The 18,284-nt window shown below is 37.3% G+C and carries 19 protein-coding genes and 1 other annotated feature; of the genes, 14 read left to right on the top strand and 5 right to left on the bottom strand.

Annotated features, from left to right (window positions below; translation table 11 throughout):
- The first annotated feature begins 4 nt into the window (after positions 1-4).
- The 6 genes from VZL98_08715 to VZL98_08690 all read left to right on the top strand — a co-directional run bounded on the left by VZL98_08715 (position 5) and on the right by VZL98_08690 (position 7,306).
- On the top strand, positions 5-1,309 hold the full coding sequence (locus tag VZL98_08715) for an NCS2 family permease (protein WVH62776.1): 1,305 nt from the start codon (positions 5-7) through the stop codon (positions 1,307-1,309).
- 83 nt (positions 1,310-1,392) lie between these two features.
- The gene (gene ade / locus VZL98_08710; GenBank protein ID WVH62775.1) at positions 1,393-3,096 is read left to right on the top strand and encodes an adenine deaminase; all 1,704 of its coding nucleotides are present in this window, start codon (positions 1,393-1,395) and stop codon (positions 3,094-3,096) included.
- Entirely contained in the window at positions 3,096-3,890 is a 795-nt protein-coding gene (locus VZL98_08705) for an XdhC/CoxI family protein (GenBank protein WVH62774.1), read from the top strand. The genes ade and VZL98_08705 overlap by 1 nt, the downstream gene beginning before the upstream one ends.
- A gap of 64 nt (positions 3,891-3,954) precedes the next feature.
- Positions 3,955-6,021: a xanthine dehydrogenase family protein molybdopterin-binding subunit gene (locus VZL98_08700; GenBank protein ID WVH62773.1), complete on the top strand. Its 2,067-nt coding sequence runs from the start codon at positions 3,955-3,957 to the stop codon at positions 6,019-6,021.
- 2 nt (positions 6,022-6,023) lie between these two features.
- A complete protein-coding gene (locus VZL98_08695) occupies positions 6,024-6,497 on the top strand; it encodes a (2Fe-2S)-binding protein (GenBank protein WVH62772.1) in 474 nt (157 codons plus the stop codon).
- The gene (locus VZL98_08690; protein WVH62771.1) at positions 6,491-7,306 is read left to right on the top strand and encodes an FAD binding domain-containing protein; all 816 of its coding nucleotides are present in this window, start codon (positions 6,491-6,493) and stop codon (positions 7,304-7,306) included. Before VZL98_08695 ends, VZL98_08690 begins: the two co-directional genes overlap by 7 nt.
- 42 nt (positions 7,307-7,348) lie before the next feature.
- Here VZL98_08690 and VZL98_08685 read toward each other — a convergent pair whose 3' ends face one another.
- From VZL98_08685 to VZL98_08675, 3 genes are read right to left on the bottom strand one after another with little or no spacing between them, the layout of a single operon-like run.
- On the bottom strand, positions 7,349-8,065 hold the full coding sequence (locus VZL98_08685; GenBank protein ID WVH62770.1) for a GntR family transcriptional regulator: 717 nt from the start codon (positions 8,063-8,065) through the stop codon (positions 7,349-7,351).
- Complete coding sequence (locus VZL98_08680) at positions 8,058-9,026, bottom strand: tagatose 1,6-diphosphate aldolase (GenBank protein ID WVH62769.1); 969 nt, start codon at positions 9,024-9,026, stop codon at positions 8,058-8,060. Before VZL98_08680 ends, VZL98_08685 begins: the two co-directional genes overlap by 8 nt.
- Before the next feature lie 10 nt (positions 9,027-9,036).
- The gene (locus VZL98_08675) at positions 9,037-10,182 is read right to left on the bottom strand and encodes an SIS domain-containing protein (protein ID WVH62768.1); all 1,146 of its coding nucleotides are present in this window, start codon (positions 10,180-10,182) and stop codon (positions 9,037-9,039) included.
- Between the two features lie 256 nt (positions 10,183-10,438).
- Here VZL98_08675 and VZL98_08670 point away from each other — a divergent pair, with 256 nt between their 5' ends.
- From VZL98_08670 to VZL98_08635, 8 genes are all read left to right on the top strand, one after another.
- Entirely contained in the window at positions 10,439-11,644 is a 1,206-nt protein-coding gene (locus VZL98_08670; GenBank protein ID WVH62767.1) for an RtcB family protein, read from the top strand.
- A gap of 186 nt (positions 11,645-11,830) precedes the next feature.
- A complete protein-coding gene (gene rarD / locus VZL98_08665; protein ID WVH62766.1) occupies positions 11,831-12,742 on the top strand; it encodes an EamA family transporter RarD in 912 nt (303 codons plus the stop codon).
- Positions 12,735-13,130, top strand: a complete 396-nt coding sequence (locus VZL98_08660; GenBank protein WVH62765.1) for a C-GCAxxG-C-C family (seleno)protein — start codon at positions 12,735-12,737, stop codon at positions 13,128-13,130. Before rarD ends, VZL98_08660 begins: the two co-directional genes overlap by 8 nt.
- A 40-nt stretch (positions 13,131-13,170) precedes the next feature.
- Positions 13,171-13,401 (top strand): hypothetical protein, encoded by a 231-nt coding sequence (locus VZL98_08655; GenBank protein WVH62764.1) that lies wholly within the window; start codon positions 13,171-13,173, stop codon positions 13,399-13,401.
- Between the two features lie 90 nt (positions 13,402-13,491).
- Positions 13,492-13,721: a binding site (T-box leader), on the top strand.
- Positions 13,722-13,766: 45 nt separating this feature from the next.
- Positions 13,767-14,678 (top strand): cysteine synthase A, encoded by a 912-nt coding sequence (cysK, locus tag VZL98_08650; protein ID WVH62763.1) that lies wholly within the window; start codon positions 13,767-13,769, stop codon positions 14,676-14,678.
- 2 nt (positions 14,679-14,680) lie between these two features.
- Entirely contained in the window at positions 14,681-15,037 is a 357-nt protein-coding gene (locus VZL98_08645) for a hypothetical protein (GenBank protein ID WVH62762.1), read from the top strand.
- Positions 15,021-15,233, top strand: coding sequence for a hypothetical protein (locus tag VZL98_08640; GenBank protein WVH62761.1), 213 nt, complete (start codon positions 15,021-15,023; stop codon positions 15,231-15,233). The genes VZL98_08645 and VZL98_08640 overlap by 17 nt, the downstream gene beginning before the upstream one ends.
- Before the next feature lie 62 nt (positions 15,234-15,295).
- Positions 15,296-16,156, top strand: a complete 861-nt coding sequence (locus VZL98_08635; GenBank protein ID WVH62760.1) for a MerR family transcriptional regulator — start codon at positions 15,296-15,298, stop codon at positions 16,154-16,156.
- 20 nt (positions 16,157-16,176) lie between these two features.
- Here VZL98_08635 and VZL98_08630 read toward each other — a convergent pair whose 3' ends face one another.
- Entirely contained in the window at positions 16,177-17,397 is a 1,221-nt protein-coding gene (locus tag VZL98_08630) for an aspartate aminotransferase family protein (protein WVH62759.1), read from the bottom strand.
- A gap of 11 nt (positions 17,398-17,408) precedes the next feature.
- Positions 17,409-18,278: an acetylglutamate kinase gene (gene argB / locus VZL98_08625; protein ID WVH62758.1), complete on the bottom strand. Its 870-nt coding sequence runs from the start codon at positions 18,276-18,278 to the stop codon at positions 17,409-17,411.
- Between the last annotated feature and the right edge of the window lie 6 nt (positions 18,279-18,284).

Genomic DNA, 18,284 nt, shown 5'->3' with positions numbered 1-18,284 from the left:
AAAAATGGAAAACACGTTTTTGGAAAAGACGTTTAAACTGAAGGAAAACAACACCTCAGTAACGACGGAAATACTGGCGGGGATCACCACATTTATGACTATGTCATACATACTTGCAGTAAATCCTCTAATACTTGGTGATGCAGGCATGGATATGGGTGGAGTTTTCACCGCAACTGCACTGGCTTCGGTTATCGCGATACTCTTAATGGCTTTTGGAGCGAATTATCCTTTTGCGCTTTCTGCCGGTATGGGACTTAATGCATTCTTTGCATATTCAGTCGTTCTAGGCGGCGGACATACTTGGCAATTTGCACTTACAGCAGTTTTTCTTGAGGGGCTTATATTTTTAGTAATGTCATTATTTAAGATTAGGGAAGCAATATTTAATGCGATACCGATGACTCTTAAGAAAGCAGTTTCTGTTGGAATTGGACTATTCATTGCATTAATAGGTTTTAGTAACTCTAAACTTATTGTTGCAGGAGAAGGCACGATAGTCACGCTTGGTAATTTAAAATCGCCTGAGGTAATGGTAACTCTTTTTGGAATAGTTATCACGGGAATACTATTGGCAATGAAGTTTAGAGGCGCAATACTGGCAGGTATACTGGGATCCACAGTACTTGCAATTATACTTGGGGTTACGAAATTACCGACAAGTATCGTATCACTTCCACCTTCAATAGCTCCAGTAGCTATGAAATTGGAATTTACAAATATATTTACATTTGAGATGCTGGTAGTAGTGTTTACTTTCCTCTTTGTAGATATTTTCGATACCATCGGTACCTTGATTGGAGTCGCGACAAAGGCTGACATGCTTGATGAGAGCGGAAAACTACCAAGAGTAGGTCGTGCATTATTTGCCGATGCAGTGGGTACAACGGTAGGAGCACTATTGGGTACAAGTACAGTTACTACTTATGTAGAGTCTGCATCGGGAGTAGCTGATGGAGGTAGAACGGGACTTACAGCATTATCTACAGGATTTTTCTTCTTCCTAAGTCTATTCTTCTTCCCGATATTTGCAATCGTACCTGCATCTGCGACAGCACCTGCATTAATCATAGTAGGATTGTTCATGATGGAACCAATTAAAGATATCGATTTCAAAGATTTCACTGAAGCAATACCCGCATTCTTGACCATTACAATGATGCCATTTGCGTACAGTATAGCTGAAGGAATCGTATTTGGTATGGTATCATATGTATTATTAAAAGTACTTACCGGTAAGGCTAAAGATGTATCAATACTGATGTATATTTTGGCTGTAATATTTATATTAAAATCTATACTAACTTAAAAAATGTCTAAGGTATAATAATCGGCACTCTGATAGTTCTAATATCTGAGTGCCGGTTATTAAAATATAAAAGAGGTGATAATATGCCGGACATAAAGACGAGAATAGAGATAGCTAGAGGAGATGTTAAAGCTGATATAGTTTATAAGAATGCATTGATTGCAAACGTATTCACCGGAGAATTCATCGAAGGGGATATCGCTGTTCATGACGGATATATTATTGCTATTGGTGAATATGATGGACTCAAAAATGTAAACCTCAATGGAAAAACCGTGGTGCCTACATTAATAGACGGACATGTACACATTGAATCCTCGATGGTGTCACCCGTAGAGTTCTCAAAAACAATCTTAAAAAGGGGAGTAGGTACGATTATTGCAGATCCCCATGAAATTGCAAATGTTAAAGGCACTGACGGAATTGACTATATGTTGGAATCAACGGAAGGATTACCGCTTAAAGTTTATCTTATGATGCCTTCCTGCGTTCCAGTTACAGACTTCGAAACATCCGGAGCAGTATTAAAAAGTGATGTCCTGGAAAAATATATTGGACATGAAAGGGTACTTGGATTAGGTGAAATGATGAACTTCCCGGGCGTTATTGAAGGCGACCAGGAAGTTATTAATAAATTGGAAAGCTTTAAAGATATGATGATAGATGGTCATGGTCCAATCATAAGCAGTTATGAATTAAATGCATATATTGCAGGTAAGATAAAAACAGATCATGAATGCTCCACGCTTGAAGAGATGCAAGAAAGGCTTAGACTGGGCATGTATATTCAGCTAAGGGAAGCAACAGGAGCAAAGAATTTGAAAACTCTCCTTAAGGGTATTACTCCGGGAAATATTGACAGATGCTTTTTCTGTACCGATGATAGACATCCCGAATCCTTAATATCCGAAGGTAGTATAGATAATAATATAAGAATAGCAATATCTGAAGGATTAAACCCCATTGACGCAATCAAACTGGCTACGATTAATGCTGCTAATGCCTATGGACTAAAAGAAATTGGAGCCATAGCTCCACATTATAAGGCCAATTTTATAGTGCTAAATGACCTCGAAAACTTTGATATAGACTCTGTTTATATCTCGGGTATCAACATAGACGAATGGAAATATGAGAATAAAACTATAAAAACTGAGTCAAAGGTCGGACAATCGGTAAACATTGCAGATATAGAAATAGAAGACCTCAAGTTAAATTCTGAGTATTTTGATGAAAAAATGTATATTATCGGAGCAATACCGGACAGTTTGATTACTGATAAAATTATAATTGAAAAACCGTTAGAAATAAGAGATATAGTCTATGATAATGGGTATAAAAAACTTGTAGTGATTAATAGGCATACTGGAGAAAAAAATGTAGGAATTTCAGCCATTACCGGCTTTGGTGATTTTAAAGGTGCACTTGCCATGACCATTGCTCATGATTCTCACAATCTGATTATTATAGGCAGCAATGATGAAGATATACTCGCCGCTATAGAGTTCATAAAAGATTTAGAGGGTGGGGTAGTCGTAGTAAAAGACGGTGAGCTTTTAGAAAGTTTACCACTTGAAATAGCCGGATTAATGTCTACATCTGATATTAATACAGTAAATAAGAAACTCAAGAGTATATTGGCAATATGTTATGATATCGGTTTTAAACGTGAAATGGATCCGCTAATGGCACTGTCCTTTATGGCCTTGCCTGTGATACCGAGTCTAAAACTTACTGATAGAGGACTATTTGATGTCGATGAGTTTGAGTATATTTGGAGGAATTAATGAGCTATAGAATCATAAGCGAACTTAAAAAAAGTATTGAATCAAACAAAAAAGTTGCACTGGTAATACTCACGGAAAATACAGGATCATCACCCGGAATAGAGGGAGAGATGATGCTTGTATATCCTGATGGCAGTACATTCGGGACAATTGGTGGAGGTTCATTTGAATACAATGTAACCCAGGAAGTTCTTGAAAAGATGGATCCGGGCGAGAACTTCAGCTTTAGCCATGACCTTTCAGAATCTGGAGATCTTGGGATGATCTGTGGAGGCAGGACAGGTGGATATGTTAAGTACTTTCACAATAGACAATCACTGGTCATTTTTGGAGCGGGTCATGTAGGACAAGCTCTTGTAGGAGTGGTTGAGGATTTAGGCTTTGAGATAAGTATTGTTGACGATAGACAGCAGTATCTTGATCACCCTGCTTTTGAAAATGTAAATAAGATAAAATGTCCTTTTGACAATCTTTCAAAAGAAATCCCACTAAAAAATGCGTATATAATTATAATGACTCCATCCCACTCTTATGATTATGAGGTTTTAAGGGCAGTAATAGAAAGTGAGTTTGAATATCTTGGACTTATGGGTAGTAGGAAGAAGGTAAAACTTACGAGGGACAGATTATTATCTGATGGTGTAAGCGTTGATAAAGTCAAGAAACTCAATATGCCGGTAGGATTAAATATTGCAACGGGAACGCCTAAGGAGATAGCAATATCGATAGCAGCCGAGATACTTGCAATAAGAAATGGTAAAGAAAAAATTCAATTCCTCACAGAAAAAATTTAAGTACCCGTTATTTAGGGAGGAGATTTTATGCACGAAATATCTAAAGCAGTAAAGAAAAAAGACCATGATATTAAATTTAGTGGTGGAAGCTCTTTATACCGACGATATTAAGGGTGAATTCCTATATGGGAAGATGGTCAGATCTGAAAAGCCCAAGGCTAAAATTCTGAGCATACAAAAACCTGAACTTCCTAATGGTTGTTACTATGTAGATTATCAAGATGCAGTAGCGGTAAACAGGATTCAGGTCATAATGGATGATCAACCTATTTTTGCAGAATCCGAAGTTAACTATGTCGGAGAAGCTATACTGATGGTACTGGCTCCAACTCAGCTTCAGGCCGATGAACTGGCAGCTAAAGTAATTGTTGAATATGAAGAAGTGGAAGCGATTTTGGACTATGAAATAAGCGATGTCATCGCTCATGAATACAAGTACGAATATGGAGATCCCGGCTCGGCATTTGAAAATGCAGACTATGTAATCGAGGAAGTATTTAGAACCGGATATCAGGAGCAAGCATATATAGAACCTCAAGCCATGATAGCATACTATGAAGACGGCATCATGAATATAGATGGTTCAATGCAGTGTCCTTACTATGTAAATGAAGCGATAGAACATGCTTTTGGATTTACAAAAGACCAAATTAGAATAAGACAGATGATAACAGGTGGCGGTTTTGGCGGGAAAGAAGACTATCCGTCCATTCTTGCATGCCAAACTGCACTGGCAGCCTATAAGACGGGTAAAAGGGTAAAAGTTATCTTTAAAAGACGTGAAGATATGACTGTAACAACTAAACGTCATCCGTCCAGAACGATAATAAAAACAGCCATGTCAAATTCCGGAGAAATCCTTGGAATGGATATTGATATGATTATGAATGGCGGAGCGTATCCCGGACTTTCAAGCGTAGTACTTCAAAGGGGAATTATCTGTGCAGCCGGAGTGTATAAGATTTCGAATATAAAAGTCAGAGGAGCAATAGTTCTTTCAAATACCGTACCAACCGGAGCCTTTAGGGGATTTGGAGCTCCTCAGTCAATCTATGCAATAGAATCTCACATGGATCATATTGCAAAACGATTGGGGGAAAATCCTTTAAAATTCAAGCAGAAGCACTTCGTAAAAACTGGTGATGACACCATCACAGGTGGAAAATTCAGAGAGCCCGTACTGCTCGACGAAATGGTTGAAAAGATAGAAAAGAAATCCGATTATTTAAGAAAATATGAAGAGTATAAGACTCAAAAAGGAAGATACAAAAAAGGTATCGGCTTTACAGTATTTCTACATGGCTGCGGCTTTACAGGTTCTGCGGAAAGTGATTTTATAAAATCTGTAATACATTTAGTAAAAACCGAAGATGACAATGTAGAGATAAGAGTGAGCAATACCGACATCGGACAAGGAATAAAGACTACATTCAGTAAAATAGCGGCACATGTACTTGGGATTCCACTCGATAGAGTTTCAGTTATACAACCCGATACATCAATTGTGCCGGACTCTGGACCTACCGTAGCTTCCAGATCACTGATGGTTGTGGGAAGGCTAGTAGAAAGAGCAGCTGCCAGACTTAAGGAAGAATGGAGGGATGGTGAGGTATTGATTGAAGAGCATTACAGAGATGAAGCAGATGTAATACCATGGGATATGGAAAAATTCTGTGGAGATGCTTACCCGACTTATTCGTGGGCAGTCAATGTAGTTGAAGTAGAGCTCGATACCGTAACCGGTATGACAAAACTCCTTGGAGTCTGGGCGATATTTGATGTAGGAACACCTGCTGATATCTTAATTTTAAGAGGTCAGATGGAAGGGGGTTTATTGCAGGGACTCGGCTATGGATCTATGGAAAAAATGGAGACCAAGGACGGCTATCTAATGCAGAAGAGCATGTCTAATTACATGATTCCTACGAGTTTAGATACAGTGAACTTCGATATAGATTTTGTATACAATCCTTATGAGTTCGGCCCATATGGTGGGAAAGGCGCCGGAGAGATACCACATGACGGCGCTGCACCGGCATTTGCACTTGCAGTAGAATCAGCAATTGATAAAAGAGTATATAGAATCCCTGTTACACCTGAGTATATTATAGAGAGAATGGGGGAAGAATAGAAATGATTGAATTTGTATTAAATGGCAATAAAGTAGTTTCGAGTTCTCCTTCAGGATTGAGATTACTGGATGTTATAAGAGAAGAATTCGGTTTTACAGGTACTAAAGAAGGCTGCAGTGAAGGAGAATGCGGCGCCTGTTCAGTACTTGTAGATGGAAAGCTGTTTGATTCATGTCTGGTAGCATTGGGATCGATAGCAGGTAAAGAGATAATAACGATAGAAGGCTTTAAAAAGCTAAGACCTGAAAGATTTAATATGATAAGCGATTCATATGCCAAATCAGGTGCGGTGCAATGCGGAATTTGTATTCCGGGTATGGTCATGGCTACCGAGGCATTACTTTCAGCAAATCCGAAACCTACCGAAGAGGAAATACGCACGGGACTTTCAGGCAATTTATGCAGATGTACCGGTTATAATATGATTGTAGATGCTGTTAAAATGGCTTCAAAGGAAGGTGAAGGACTATGGTAGACAACAGATTGCCGAAAACATGGTCTGAAGCACTTAAAATGAGAGCAGACGAAGAAGTAATCCCTTACTTCGGAGGTACTGATCTTATGGTTAGAGGAAACAGAACTCCAAATTATCTATTCTTAAACCAAGTAGCTGAAATAGTAGATTATGAAATATCCGATGAAGTGAGAATAGGAGCGGGTGTCACCTATAGTACGATACTGGAAAATGAATATACACCCAATCTGTTGAAACTGATAGTAGAGGAAGTCGCTTCACCTGCACTTAGAAATATGGCATCGGTTATAGGAAATGTCTGCAATGCATCTCCCGTTGGGGACACTCTCCCTCTATTTTACGCATTTGATGCAGTTCTGGAACTTGAAAGCGTAGAAGGCGGTAGAGAAATTCCAATTACCGACTTTATAGTTGATGCAAGAAAAACGAGTTTAAAATCAAATGAACTGGTCAGAGCGATAAGATTTAAAAACCTCAAATACAATAATGAATACTATCAAAAAGTAGGGCCCAGATCTGCGTGTTCCATATCCAAGGTGGATTTTGTTGGCGTAGCAAATACCGAAAACGGTATAGTTAAAGATATCAGGATGGCCATAGGAGCTGTTAAGAATGTCATAGTAAGAGATGTTGAATTTGAGAAAACACTCATTGGACTTGAAATAAGTGAACTAAAATCAAAAACAAAAAAGATCATGGACTTCTATAATGGTATAATTACCCCCATAGATGACAAAAGATCCACTGAAAAATACAGAAGACAGGTAGTTTTAAACCTAATCGAAGACTTTATAAGCACAATAAAATAAATGAAAAAAGGAGTTTATCTATCGTATAAACTCCTTTTTTCATTACTTGGGGTAGTATTCAGTTTGATAGACAAATTTATCAGATCTAGCTAAACTCGTCGTGTATTCAATGATATTTTCATCTTCATCGGTACTTATTCTGGTGATTGCCAAACAAGGTTCTTTGTTCTTTACTCCCAATAATTTAGAAGTTTCGCTGTTTAACAAGGAAACCGAGAACATTTCGTTTACCTTATAAATGTTTCTATTATAATCATTTTCAAAAATTTCGTACAATGGTTTTTGTTCCAAATGAACTTTGGTCAATTCGGTAAAATCTTCATACTTAAGATAAGTAGTCTCGAGCATCATGGGTGTATCATTTGATTTACGAAGTCTTACAAATCTTATGACCAATTCATCTTCAGAGATATTTAAATTTTTTGCAGTTTCAGAATTGGCTTTTTTTATATGGAAATCGAGTATTTCAGATTTGGGTGTCTTTCCTAAACTCCTAATCTGATCGGTAAAGCTGTAGTAGTCTGAAAGATTATGCTTAAGCAAATCTTGAGCTCTAACGAAAGTTCCCTTTCCTTGAACCCTACTGACATAACCGTTTGACTCCAATTCAGATATTGCATTTCTAACTGTAGTCCTACTAAGCTTATATTCATCACATAATGTCCTTTCGGAAGGCATTCTTTCTCCGGGCTTCATAGAATTTATACTGTCAAGGAGAGAATTATATAGCTTAATATAAAGAGAATCCTTATTAGCCAATGTTTTTCTTCCATGATACGGCAGTAGACTTTAGAACTTCGTTTAGTGTATTTATATTATCTACTCCGGTATTTAGTAACCATTCTCTTCCCAATTCTCTATCCTTTAGAAACTCCGGTAAACCGCCTGCCCAGGTAGCTCTACCGCAAAGTACTCCATTAAATTGTGATCCTGCATTATGTGCAAATTTAAGCGTTTCAAGGAATAAATCAGTACTTACACCTGCACTTAGGAATATAAAAGGTATGCTACAAAGATCTGATTGTTCTTTAAAATACATGGCAGCTTCTTCTTTGGTATAAACAAAGTCCTCTCCATAGCCTTCCACATATTTCATATTGACCGGTACTTCAAGTTTTAAAACATCGACATTGTATCGAGGTTTTACAAACTCTTCTATGGCCTTATTTACCTTATGAGGTTTAAGAACTGCAAATTCTTTAGATTTTGAATCCTGAATGTTTTTATCATAAGTTATTATCTCCAGAAAGAAAGGTATATCTTCACCTAAACATTCACTTCCGACTCTTTCAATAAAAATCTCTTTCAATTCATTGTTTTCTCTGCTGTCATCCACATCATAATACAATAGTATTTTAATAGCTTCAGCACCTTTTTCTTTTAGTCCTTTGACGGACCAATCCTCCAGTAGGGAAGGCCTTCTGAGATCATCCCTATAACCAGTCACCTCATATGCCATCAACAGACCGGCATCCGAATCTCTTGCTTCTATGGAATCAAGACCGTAAATGGGATCCAGTAGAATTGAAGATGAATACGGAGTGAGTATCTCAGAAACATTCTTTTTAAAATCTCTTATTATAGAATCCCTTTCTTCTCCTTCAAGATTAGGAATCATACTTCTCATAGCTCCACGTTGGTCTATTGCAAGTGCAGCAATAATGCCATTTTTATCGGATAGTTTTTCCAGTAGATGATATTTGTTTTCAGAATATCTCATAGTATCTCCTTTATAATTCATGAATAATTACGCCCTTGACAACTCTATTTACCGTTCCCGTCTTAGAAGGATTGTCGGGAGTGTTTCCAATTCTTATAGCTGTCATAAGTGCAATTAACTGAGCAATTATTACATATGGCAGTGCCAGGTATACATCAGGAATATTATTCGAAATATCCAGCTTTAAATTGTCCCATTTCAAATCGAGATCCATGGATGAAAGGGAAAGTATTTTTTTAGCAATACCATCTGCATATATTTCTTCTAAAATATCTAAATCATATTTTCTAGTATAGTCATCACTTGAAAGGAATGAAACGATAAAAGTGTTTTCATCTATAAATGACTTGGGACCATGTCTGAAACCCATGCTGCTTTCATTACAGGTCACTACTTGACCGGCTGTCAGTTCAAGTATCTTAAGCCTTGCCTCATTTGCAAGTTTATAAAGAGGTCCTGAACCCAGATAAACTATTCTATTAAAATCAAAACTTACAATTTCTTCGAGTTTATCCTGTTTTGAAATTGCATCTTCAGCTGCATCTATAATATTCTCGACTATAGAATTCACTTCAGCTTTAGCTGCTTTATCAAAAATAAGCAGTGCACTTAGAACCATGCAGGTAAAAGAACCTGTCATTGCAAAACCACGATCATTTGACTTATCCGGCATTAGAAGCACATATGCATTATCCTTATCGCTTAGATTTACTGCAAGTTTTCCCTCGCGTGCACAGGTAATTGCCAAATGGTAGATATTATTTACAAGGCTATTGGCCAAATCAAGAGCTGCTAAACTTTCAGGGCTGTTTCCACTTCTGGCAAAAGAAACCAGTAAAGTTGGAACCTCTTTTCTAAAGTATAAATGCGGATTTGAAACCAAGTCGGTTGTACCGATAGACTCAAAAGAGTATGATCTTTTTGAATTTAAATAATCACATATTAAATTTCCTGCATACTCTGAGGTTCCTGCTCCGGTAAAAATAACCCTAAGCTCTTGGTCTGAAACTATGGAATCCAAAAAAGCAGTTATGGCATCGATATTTTCATCGTAAATGCTTTTTGTCTCCCTCCATAGCTCAGGCTGCTGTATTATTTCATCATAGGTGGTTTTTGCACCATATTTTTCAAGCGTACTTTCATCAAATTTAAACAAATAAAATACCTCCTTAGTAAGTGGTAGTTACCACTTAGATTATATGATATTTCCAAACTTAAGTCAAGTAATGTTGAGATATGAATAAAAATATCGAATTAAAATTAATTGAAAAAAATAATGGATATAATTATTTCCAATAAAATTTAAGTGGTAATGACCATATTTCTCATATTTAGTATGGATTTGAATATTGTATTAAAATCGTATAAGATAGATATAAGGAGTTTTAGATTAATAATAATCATTTTGGGAGGTGAATATAATCAGTAGGTTTATCGATATTAAAGGTAGGTATACAGATGCCATTATTTTTACAAGTGATGTAGATCGGGAGACTTTGTCTCAGATAGAAAACCTTTTGGATCACAAGATGGTAGAGGGTCAAATAGTTAGAATAATGCCTGACTGTCATGCCGGATTGGGATGTGTCATTGGTACGACTATGACCATTAGCGATAAAGTGGTGCCAAATCTGGTAGGAGTAGATATTGGCTGCGGTATGCTGACGTCCAAACTCGCCAATTCCAATATTAATTTTGAAGAACTGGATTCATTTATCAGGAGAGAAATCCCTGCAGGATTCAATATCAGAAATAAAGTGCACCCCAATATGAGAGAACTGGATATTAAGAAATTAAGAGCGCTTAGATACATTGATTATGAAAGAGCAATACATTCAGTCGGAACTCTTGGCGGAGGCAACCACTTTATTGAGGTCGGTAAAGACTCAAATGGTGTTTTATACTTGGTAGTACACACCGGTTCCAGACATTTAGGATCTCAAGTAGCTGAACACTATCAGAGGCTTGCCATAAAAACTACCATGGAGAATTTAAAAGAGGAAAAGGAAAAGGAATTACTGGAATTAAATCCGAAGGTAAATCTTAAAAAAGAGTTAAGGAGATTTGAAAAGAAGATTTCCGGAACCGAAAAGCAGTTGATGTATCTTGAGAACAAAAATATGGATGATTATCTTCATGATATGAAACTGGTTCAAAAGTATGCCTCACTCAATCGGAGGACGATAACTGAAATAATTGCCAAGGGGCTGGGGTTGGAAATCAGAGAAAGCTTTGAGACTATTCACAATTATATAGACTTAGATGAAATGATTTTACGAAAGGGAGCCATTTCAGCTAAGAAAGGCGAGCTTGTACTGATACCGATGAATATGAGAGACGGTTCGCTGTTTTGTAGAGGCAAGGGAAATCCGGTATGGAATAATTCAGCACCTCATGGAGCAGGTAGGCTTATGAGTAGAAAAGATGCAAGAGACAGCTTTAAACTGGAGGACTTTAAAAATAAAATGGAGGGTATATATACTACCTCTGTTTCAAAGGCAACCTTGGATGAAGATCCGGATGCTTACAAACCAATGGAAAGTATAATAGAAGCCATAGATGATACGGTTGAAATAATTGACAGATTGATTCCCGTCTATAATTTTAAAAGTAATTAATTAAGAGGATGTGACCACTATAGGTACATCCTCTTTTCTTTTTTATGATTCTTAACTCAATATCGGAATTGATAATACCCTTATAAATCCAAAGGAAATATCAGACGAATTTTAAATTTATACAAATCGTTTTAGACATTATAATATATGGTATAATTTAGTTAATAAAAGCGCTGAGGGAGAATTATGAGAAAAGGAACTTTGTATATACTAAGCTGTTATGTATTATGGGGGTTATTGCCCATTTACTGGAAACAGCTTTCATCTGTGGATTCTATTTATGTATTGGCATCCAGGATATTATGGTCTTTTGTGTTTTGCATGATTATAATTTTATATAAAAAGAATCTAGGTAAGGTAGCCAGGGTATTGAAGAACAAAAAACAGTTCACGATACTTGCGCTTGCAGGAGTCATGGTAACCATTAACTGGGGACTATATATAATAGCCATACATAGCGGGCATATTCTCGAAGGAAGTCTAGCTTATTATATGAATCCAATAATGGCAATAGTCATCGGCTATATAGTATTTAAAGAAAGACTGATAGCCATACAGTGGATTTCAGTGCTTATTGCAGCCATAGGGGTTGGTTATTCTATAACAGCATATGGAAAAGTACCTGTATTTGCATTGGCAATAGGAGGATCTTTTGCGATTTATGGAGCTTTGAAAAAGAAAATAAACTGCGACAGTGATATTGCCTTATTTATAGAAACCCTTGCTGTACTCCCCATTGCAATACTTATTATGATTTGGAAGACGAGCTCCGGAAGTGTGAACTTTGAGGCTTTGACCGGTTTTAAAATATTACTTCTTCCGCTTTCAGGTGCTATAACATCCATACCACTAATTTTTTTTGCAGAGGGAATGAAGACCACATCACTTGCAACTTCCGGGATATTAATGTATGTAAATCCCACATTGCAATTATTGGTAGGTGTACTAATATATGGTGAGGAATTTACCAAAGCGAATCTTATCACTTTCGTATTTGTATGGTTAGCATTAATACTTTATCTTGTCTCAATAATAGGTAGAATTAGAGCTGTAGAAAGTAATTTACAAAATGTACAGGAGGAGAACATAAATGCTTAGAGATGTAGTAAAGAAATATACTGCTGATTGGAATACGGGTGCACCTCATATGTATAATTGTGCGGAGGTCATGCTTCGCAGTGTAAACGAGTACTATGATTTAAAGTTATCGGACCGTGAACTTAGAATGGCAACGGGTTTTGGAGGAGGAATGGCGGTAAAGTCGGTATGCGGGATATTGACGGGTTCTGTGATGGGTTTTTCAACCGCATTTGCAAATCATTCTGCACCTCATAAAAATGAAATTCTGGCCTCAAAATCCTCAGAACTTATGACTAGATTCGAGAAAAGATACGGATCGGTAATCTGTGACGATATAAAGGACTTGGGATGTATTGACATGATGCTTGAAACTGCTGATATGATAGAAGAGATATGGGGTATATAAATTATAGATAATAATTATTTTATGGAAAAGGAGAGCAGTTATGGATACCGTAAAGATTTTTAGCGGAACTAGAATATATGTAGAGATGCTTAAGGAAATCCTAGAAAATAACAATATCCCTTGCTTAATCAATACCGGAAACAGACTGCCATTTGATCTATATCCCGGCGGTGCACTTGAAGTGTATGATCTTTATGTAAATCCAGAAGATGCGGAAAGAGCAATTGATCTATGCAGCTTCATAGAGAAAGTTGAGGAAAAAGAAGAATAAAACCACAGTACTCTTACCACTGGTAGGGGTGCTTTTTTCTTGGATAAAAAGGATTGACATTTATAAAAATAAATATTATAATCAATCATTAATAGGGCGTTGACTTGGTAAAGTAAGATTGTAATTTTTACCCAGAGAGGACCGGTAGGTGGAAAGGTCTATATAAATGCTATCTGAAGTGCACCAATGAGCTTTGATTCGAATTAAGTAGATGATACGGGAGCTCCCGTTATAGAGCTGGAGTATAAAGTACTCAAGAGATGGACTGCAAATAAATTGCAGTCTAAACGGAGTGGAACCGCGAACCTTTCGCCTCTGTGTAATAACACGAGGAGAGAGGTTTTTATTATTTTGAGGAGAGAATTATGATTTATAAGAATGTAACTGAAATTATTGGAAATACACCTATGGTGAGATTAAACAGCTTAGGTACAAATGGAGTAGAGATACTTGTAAAGATAGAATCGCGTAATCCCGGAGGAAGTATTAAGGACAGAGCAGCTCTAAAGATGATACAGGATGCTGAAGACTCAGGAGTCTTAAAACCGGGTGGGGTGATTATTGAACCGACAAGCGGCAATACAGGGATAGCACTTGCCATGGTAGGAGCAATTAGAGGCTATAAGGTGTTACTGGTTATGCCGGAGACGATGAGCATTGAAAGAAGAAAACTGATTATGGCATATGGAGCTGAGATACTGCTGACTCCGGGAGAAGAGGGCATGATAGGATCGGTTAAACTTGCAGAAAAATTGTCCAAAGAAAATGATTATTACATGCCCTATCAATTTGAAAATACCTCAAACAGAGAAGCTCATATTCAGTATACTGCGATGGAGATACTAAGAGATACTAAAGGAGATATAGATGCATTTGTAGCCGGAGTCGGAACAGGGGGTACTATCTCGGGAGTTGGAAAAAGACTGAAGGAAGTAGTTAGTGGGATTAAAATAATAGCTGTTGAACCTGAAAAATCAAAGGTACTTAGAGGTGCGAAACCGAATCCACATGGAATTCAGGGAATAGGGGCGAATTTTGTGCCTGCAATCTACGATGCTGCAGTAGTAGGTGAGGTAGTAGGAGTTAAAGATGAAGATGCATTTGAGACGGCTAGGGAATTGGCGAAAAAGGAAGGCATACTTTGCGGTATTTCATCAGGAGCCAATGTATATGCAGCTATAGAGCTATCAAAAAATATGATGAAAGGGAGTAGGATAGTTACGGTGCTGCCGGATACCGGTGAAAGATATCTGAGTACCGAACTGTTTGGTGAGTGAAAATGAGGAAATTCTTTAATTATGTACTGGAATTAGCAAAAAATGTTGTCGAGAAGGATCCGGCAGCGAAATCACTGTTTTTAAGTTTGTTTTTTACGCCCGGAGTTAAAGCACAAGCCTATCATTATATAGCTCATCGATTGTTTTTGAAGGGGAGATATATACTTGCATCTATAATATCGAATAGGGCAAGAAGAATTACAGGTATTGAAATTCATCCGGGAGCTGTGCTTGGAAGAAGGATACTAATGGATCATGGCATGGGAATCGTGATAGGTGAAACAGCAATAGTGGGAGATGATGTTACTCTATTTCATGGAGTTACCCTTGGCGGCATAGGTGGTGGAAGCGGGAGTTAAAAGGCATCCAACGGTTAAAAACGGTGTTTTAATAGGAACCGGTACGGCTGTTTTAGGGGATATAGAAATAGGAGAATATGCTAAAATCGGTGCAAATTCAGTCGTGCTCGACAATATACCTGCGTATGTGACTGCTGTAGGATCTCCGGCAAGAGCTATAAATAAAAAAGCAATCAGAAAATACGTGGCAGTATAATTTTAAAATACCTCTTGACCATCCTCTAAGGGGACGGTGTACTATATATATGAGGTGATAATATGTTGATCAATGAAATCAGTAAAAAAACGGGACTGACCAAAAAAGCCATAGACTATTACACAAATAAAGGCTTATTGGAGCCCAAAGTTCTGGAAAATGGTTACCGAGAATACAGTGAAAAAGATTTGGAAAACTTAGGAAGGATTTCGGTGTTGCGGAAATTATCGATTGGAATCGATGAAATCAAACTGATACTTTCTAATGACAATCCAGATATATTATCCTCTATTGCAAAGAGAAGAGATATGGATATCAAAAGGGAAAAAGCTAAAAAAGAACTTTTAGATGATTTGTGCTTAAATCAAAATTATGAAGAAATAGAAGCTAAACTCATGGGTATTGAAAGGGGATACAGTATTAGAGAAAGACTTCTTGAAGCATTTCCGGGGTATTTTGGCGTACTCATCATGTACAATTTTTCCAAATACCTTGATACTGCTATAGAGACTGTCAAACAGGAAAAAGCATATAAAAGGATTATAGAATTCTTGGATAATTGTCCCAATTTAGAACTTCCGGAGGATTTAAAAGCATACTTGGAAGAGCAGACATCGAGTATTACGGAAGAGATGATTATGGAAACTATTAATGGGAAAGAGGAAGCTGTTCAAAACCCCAATAAATTCTTTAAGGAAAATGCTGAAAGTATAGAGTTTTGGAATGAGTATAAAAATTCTGATGAATATAAAAACAGTCCCATGTACAGATTGATGGAGTATTTAAATGGATTTTATCAAAGTGCGGGATTTGTGGAAGAATTCGTACCGGCTTTAAGAGAACTTAGTCCTGAGTATGAAAAATACCATGAGCAGCTTTTAAAGGCAAATGAATGGTATATTGAAAATTATAAGCAAAATTAAAAAGGGCTAATTAGCCCTTTTTACTGTGACTTAAAAATCTCCCTTAAGTTTTCTATCATGGAATCTATTTCTTCACTGGTTATTATTAGTGGCGGTATAAATCTAAGTACATAGTCATGAGTACAGTTTATTACAAATTTCCTGCTGAGCATCTCCTTGACGATTGGAGCTCCCTTAATCTCGAGTTCCATTCCCAGGATTAAGCCCATGCCTCTTACATCTTTTACGAAACTGAACTCGTCTTTTAATTTAAGTAGTTGAGATTTGAAGTATTCTCCGGTTTCAGCGGCTAAGCCTGGAATATCTCTATCTAGCATTTCCTTGACTACGGCGCGTGCAGCTGCAGTTGCGATTTGATTTCCACCAAATGTAGTTCCATGAGCTCCGGGTGTAAATACATCTGCGAAGTCACCTTTTGCCAGGATGGCACCTATGGGAACGCCATTGCCGAGTGCTTTAGCAAGCGTCATGATATCTGGTTCTATTCCATAATGCTGATGTGCAAATAATTTACCCGAACGACCCATTCCACACTGAATCTCATCGAATATTAGTGCACAGTCGTACTCACTTGTGAGCTCGCGTGCTACTTTTAAAAATTCTGCATCTACCGGATTTACTCCTCCTTCACCTTGTATAGGCTCGAGAATTACTGCAGCAGTATTCTCTCCGATAACCTTCCTTAAAGCTTCTACATCGTTAAAGGGTGTGAAAATAAATCCCATCGGATGTGGTCCATAGCCTTTTCTATAGACTTCACTATCAGTAATACTCAAAGTTGCCAGTGTTCTTCCATGGAAACAGCTCTTCATTGCAATTACTTCATGTTTATGAGCACCGTATTTATTATAAGCTCGTCTTCTGGCAAGTTTTACAGCCCCTTCATTAGCTTCAGCACCTGAATTTCCGAAAAACGCTTTATCTGCAAATGAGTTTTCACATAATAATTTACCTAGCTCAACCTGTGGTTCGATATAAAAATAGTTGGAAGTATGAACGAGGGTATTAACTTGATACTTCATAGCTTCCTTTACCTTTTCATTGCTATACCCAAGGGAGGTTACTGCTATCCCTGATAAGAAGTCTATGTACTCATCTCCTTTAGAATCGACTAGAGTTGAGTCATATCCATCTACGAAAACAATAGGATTTCTCCCGTAGGTGTTCATTAAATAGTTTTCTCCATCTTCAATTAATTGTTCGGTATTTATCTTTTTTAGTTCCTTAGTATTCTTTTTCATCATAACCTCCATTAAACTCCTCTTTGATTATCGGTGATCATGGTTCCAATCCCTTCTTTTGTAAATAACTCCAATAGTATTGAGTGTGGAATCTTGCCATTGATAATATGGCATCTTCTGACTCCGCCTTTGACTGCGCCGGTACAACATTCCAGTTTAGGTATCATACCGCCCCAGATTATTCCCTCTTCTACAGCTTTCTCAACATCTGCTACAGTCATTCTCGGGATTAAAGAACTTGGATCTTTATAATCTCTCATTACACCGTCTACATCAGTAATCATAATCAATTTATCTGCACCTAGAGCAGCAGCAAGTCTCCTTGCCACCTCGTCAGAGTTTATATTCAAACTCGATCCGTTTTCACCATATGCAATAGGAGAGACAATCGGTAGATAACCATCCTCGATCAGTCCCAGTATATATCTTGTATTTATCCTGGTTACTTCTCCAACCAGTCCTAGCTTAGGATCTTTGATTTTTGCTCTAATCGATTTGCCGTCTTTCCCGCTTATACTTACACTGAGTACATCATTTGCATTAAATAGTGCAGCAATATCTGGTGAGATGCTGCCGGTTAATACCATTTCAGCAATTTTCATTATCTCCGGAGTCGTAACCCTTAAACCGTCTACAAACTCAGGTGTAAGACCTTTTAAATTCATGTAATAGGATATTTCAGGTCCGCCTCCATGTACTATAACAGGATTCATTCCGATGTATTTTAAAAGTACAATATCCTTAATTACAGACTCTTTTAATTCATCATTTATCATGGCGTGACCGCCATATTTTATTACTACAATTTTATTGTGAAATTTTTTAATATAATATAAGCTCTCCATCAAAATCTGGGCTTTTTTTTCATCTTCTATTCTCATAATTAA

It is taken from the genome of Peptoniphilaceae bacterium AMB_02, from assembly GCA_036321625.1.
GTDB lineage: Bacteria > Bacillota > Clostridia > Tissierellales > Peptoniphilaceae > Microaceticoccus > Microaceticoccus formicicus.
Note: the sequence above shows the minus strand (reverse complement) of the source record. Positions and strands in the feature narration are given on the sequence as shown.

Bases quoted from the DNA above. Each gene is read 5' to 3' on its own strand.
- VZL98_08715 (WVH62776.1), top strand. From the start codon at position 5: ATGGAAAACACGTTTTTGGAAAAGACGTTTAAACTGAAGGAAAACAAC.
- ade (WVH62775.1), top strand. From the start codon at position 1,393: ATGCCGGACATAAAGACGAGAATAGAGATAGCTAGAGGAGATGTTAAA.
- VZL98_08705 (WVH62774.1), top strand. From the start codon at position 3,096: ATGAGCTATAGAATCATAAGCGAACTTAAAAAAAGTATTGAATCAAAC.
- VZL98_08700 (WVH62773.1), top strand. From the start codon at position 3,955: ATGATATTAAATTTAGTGGTGGAAGCTCTTTATACCGACGATATTAAG.
- VZL98_08695 (WVH62772.1), top strand. From the start codon at position 6,024: ATGATTGAATTTGTATTAAATGGCAATAAAGTAGTTTCGAGTTCTCCT.
- VZL98_08690 (WVH62771.1), top strand. From the start codon at position 6,491: ATGGTAGACAACAGATTGCCGAAAACATGGTCTGAAGCACTTAAAATG.
- VZL98_08680 (WVH62769.1), bottom strand. From the start codon at position 9,026: ATGAGATATTCTGAAAACAAATATCATCTACTGGAAAAACTATCCGAT.
- rarD (WVH62766.1), top strand. From the start codon at position 11,831: ATGAGAAAAGGAACTTTGTATATACTAAGCTGTTATGTATTATGGGGG.
- VZL98_08660 (WVH62765.1), top strand. From the start codon at position 12,735: ATGCTTAGAGATGTAGTAAAGAAATATACTGCTGATTGGAATACGGGT.
- VZL98_08655 (WVH62764.1), top strand. From the start codon at position 13,171: ATGGATACCGTAAAGATTTTTAGCGGAACTAGAATATATGTAGAGATG.
- cysK (WVH62763.1), top strand. From the start codon at position 13,767: ATGATTTATAAGAATGTAACTGAAATTATTGGAAATACACCTATGGTG.
- VZL98_08645 (WVH62762.1), top strand. From the start codon at position 14,681: ATGAGGAAATTCTTTAATTATGTACTGGAATTAGCAAAAAATGTTGTC.
- VZL98_08635 (WVH62760.1), top strand. From the start codon at position 15,296: ATGTTGATCAATGAAATCAGTAAAAAAACGGGACTGACCAAAAAAGCC.
- VZL98_08630 (WVH62759.1), bottom strand. From the start codon at position 17,397: ATGAAAAAGAATACTAAGGAACTAAAAAAGATAAATACCGAACAATTA.
- argB (WVH62758.1), bottom strand. From the start codon at position 18,278: ATGAGAATAGAAGATGAAAAAAAAGCCCAGATTTTGATGGAGAGCTTA.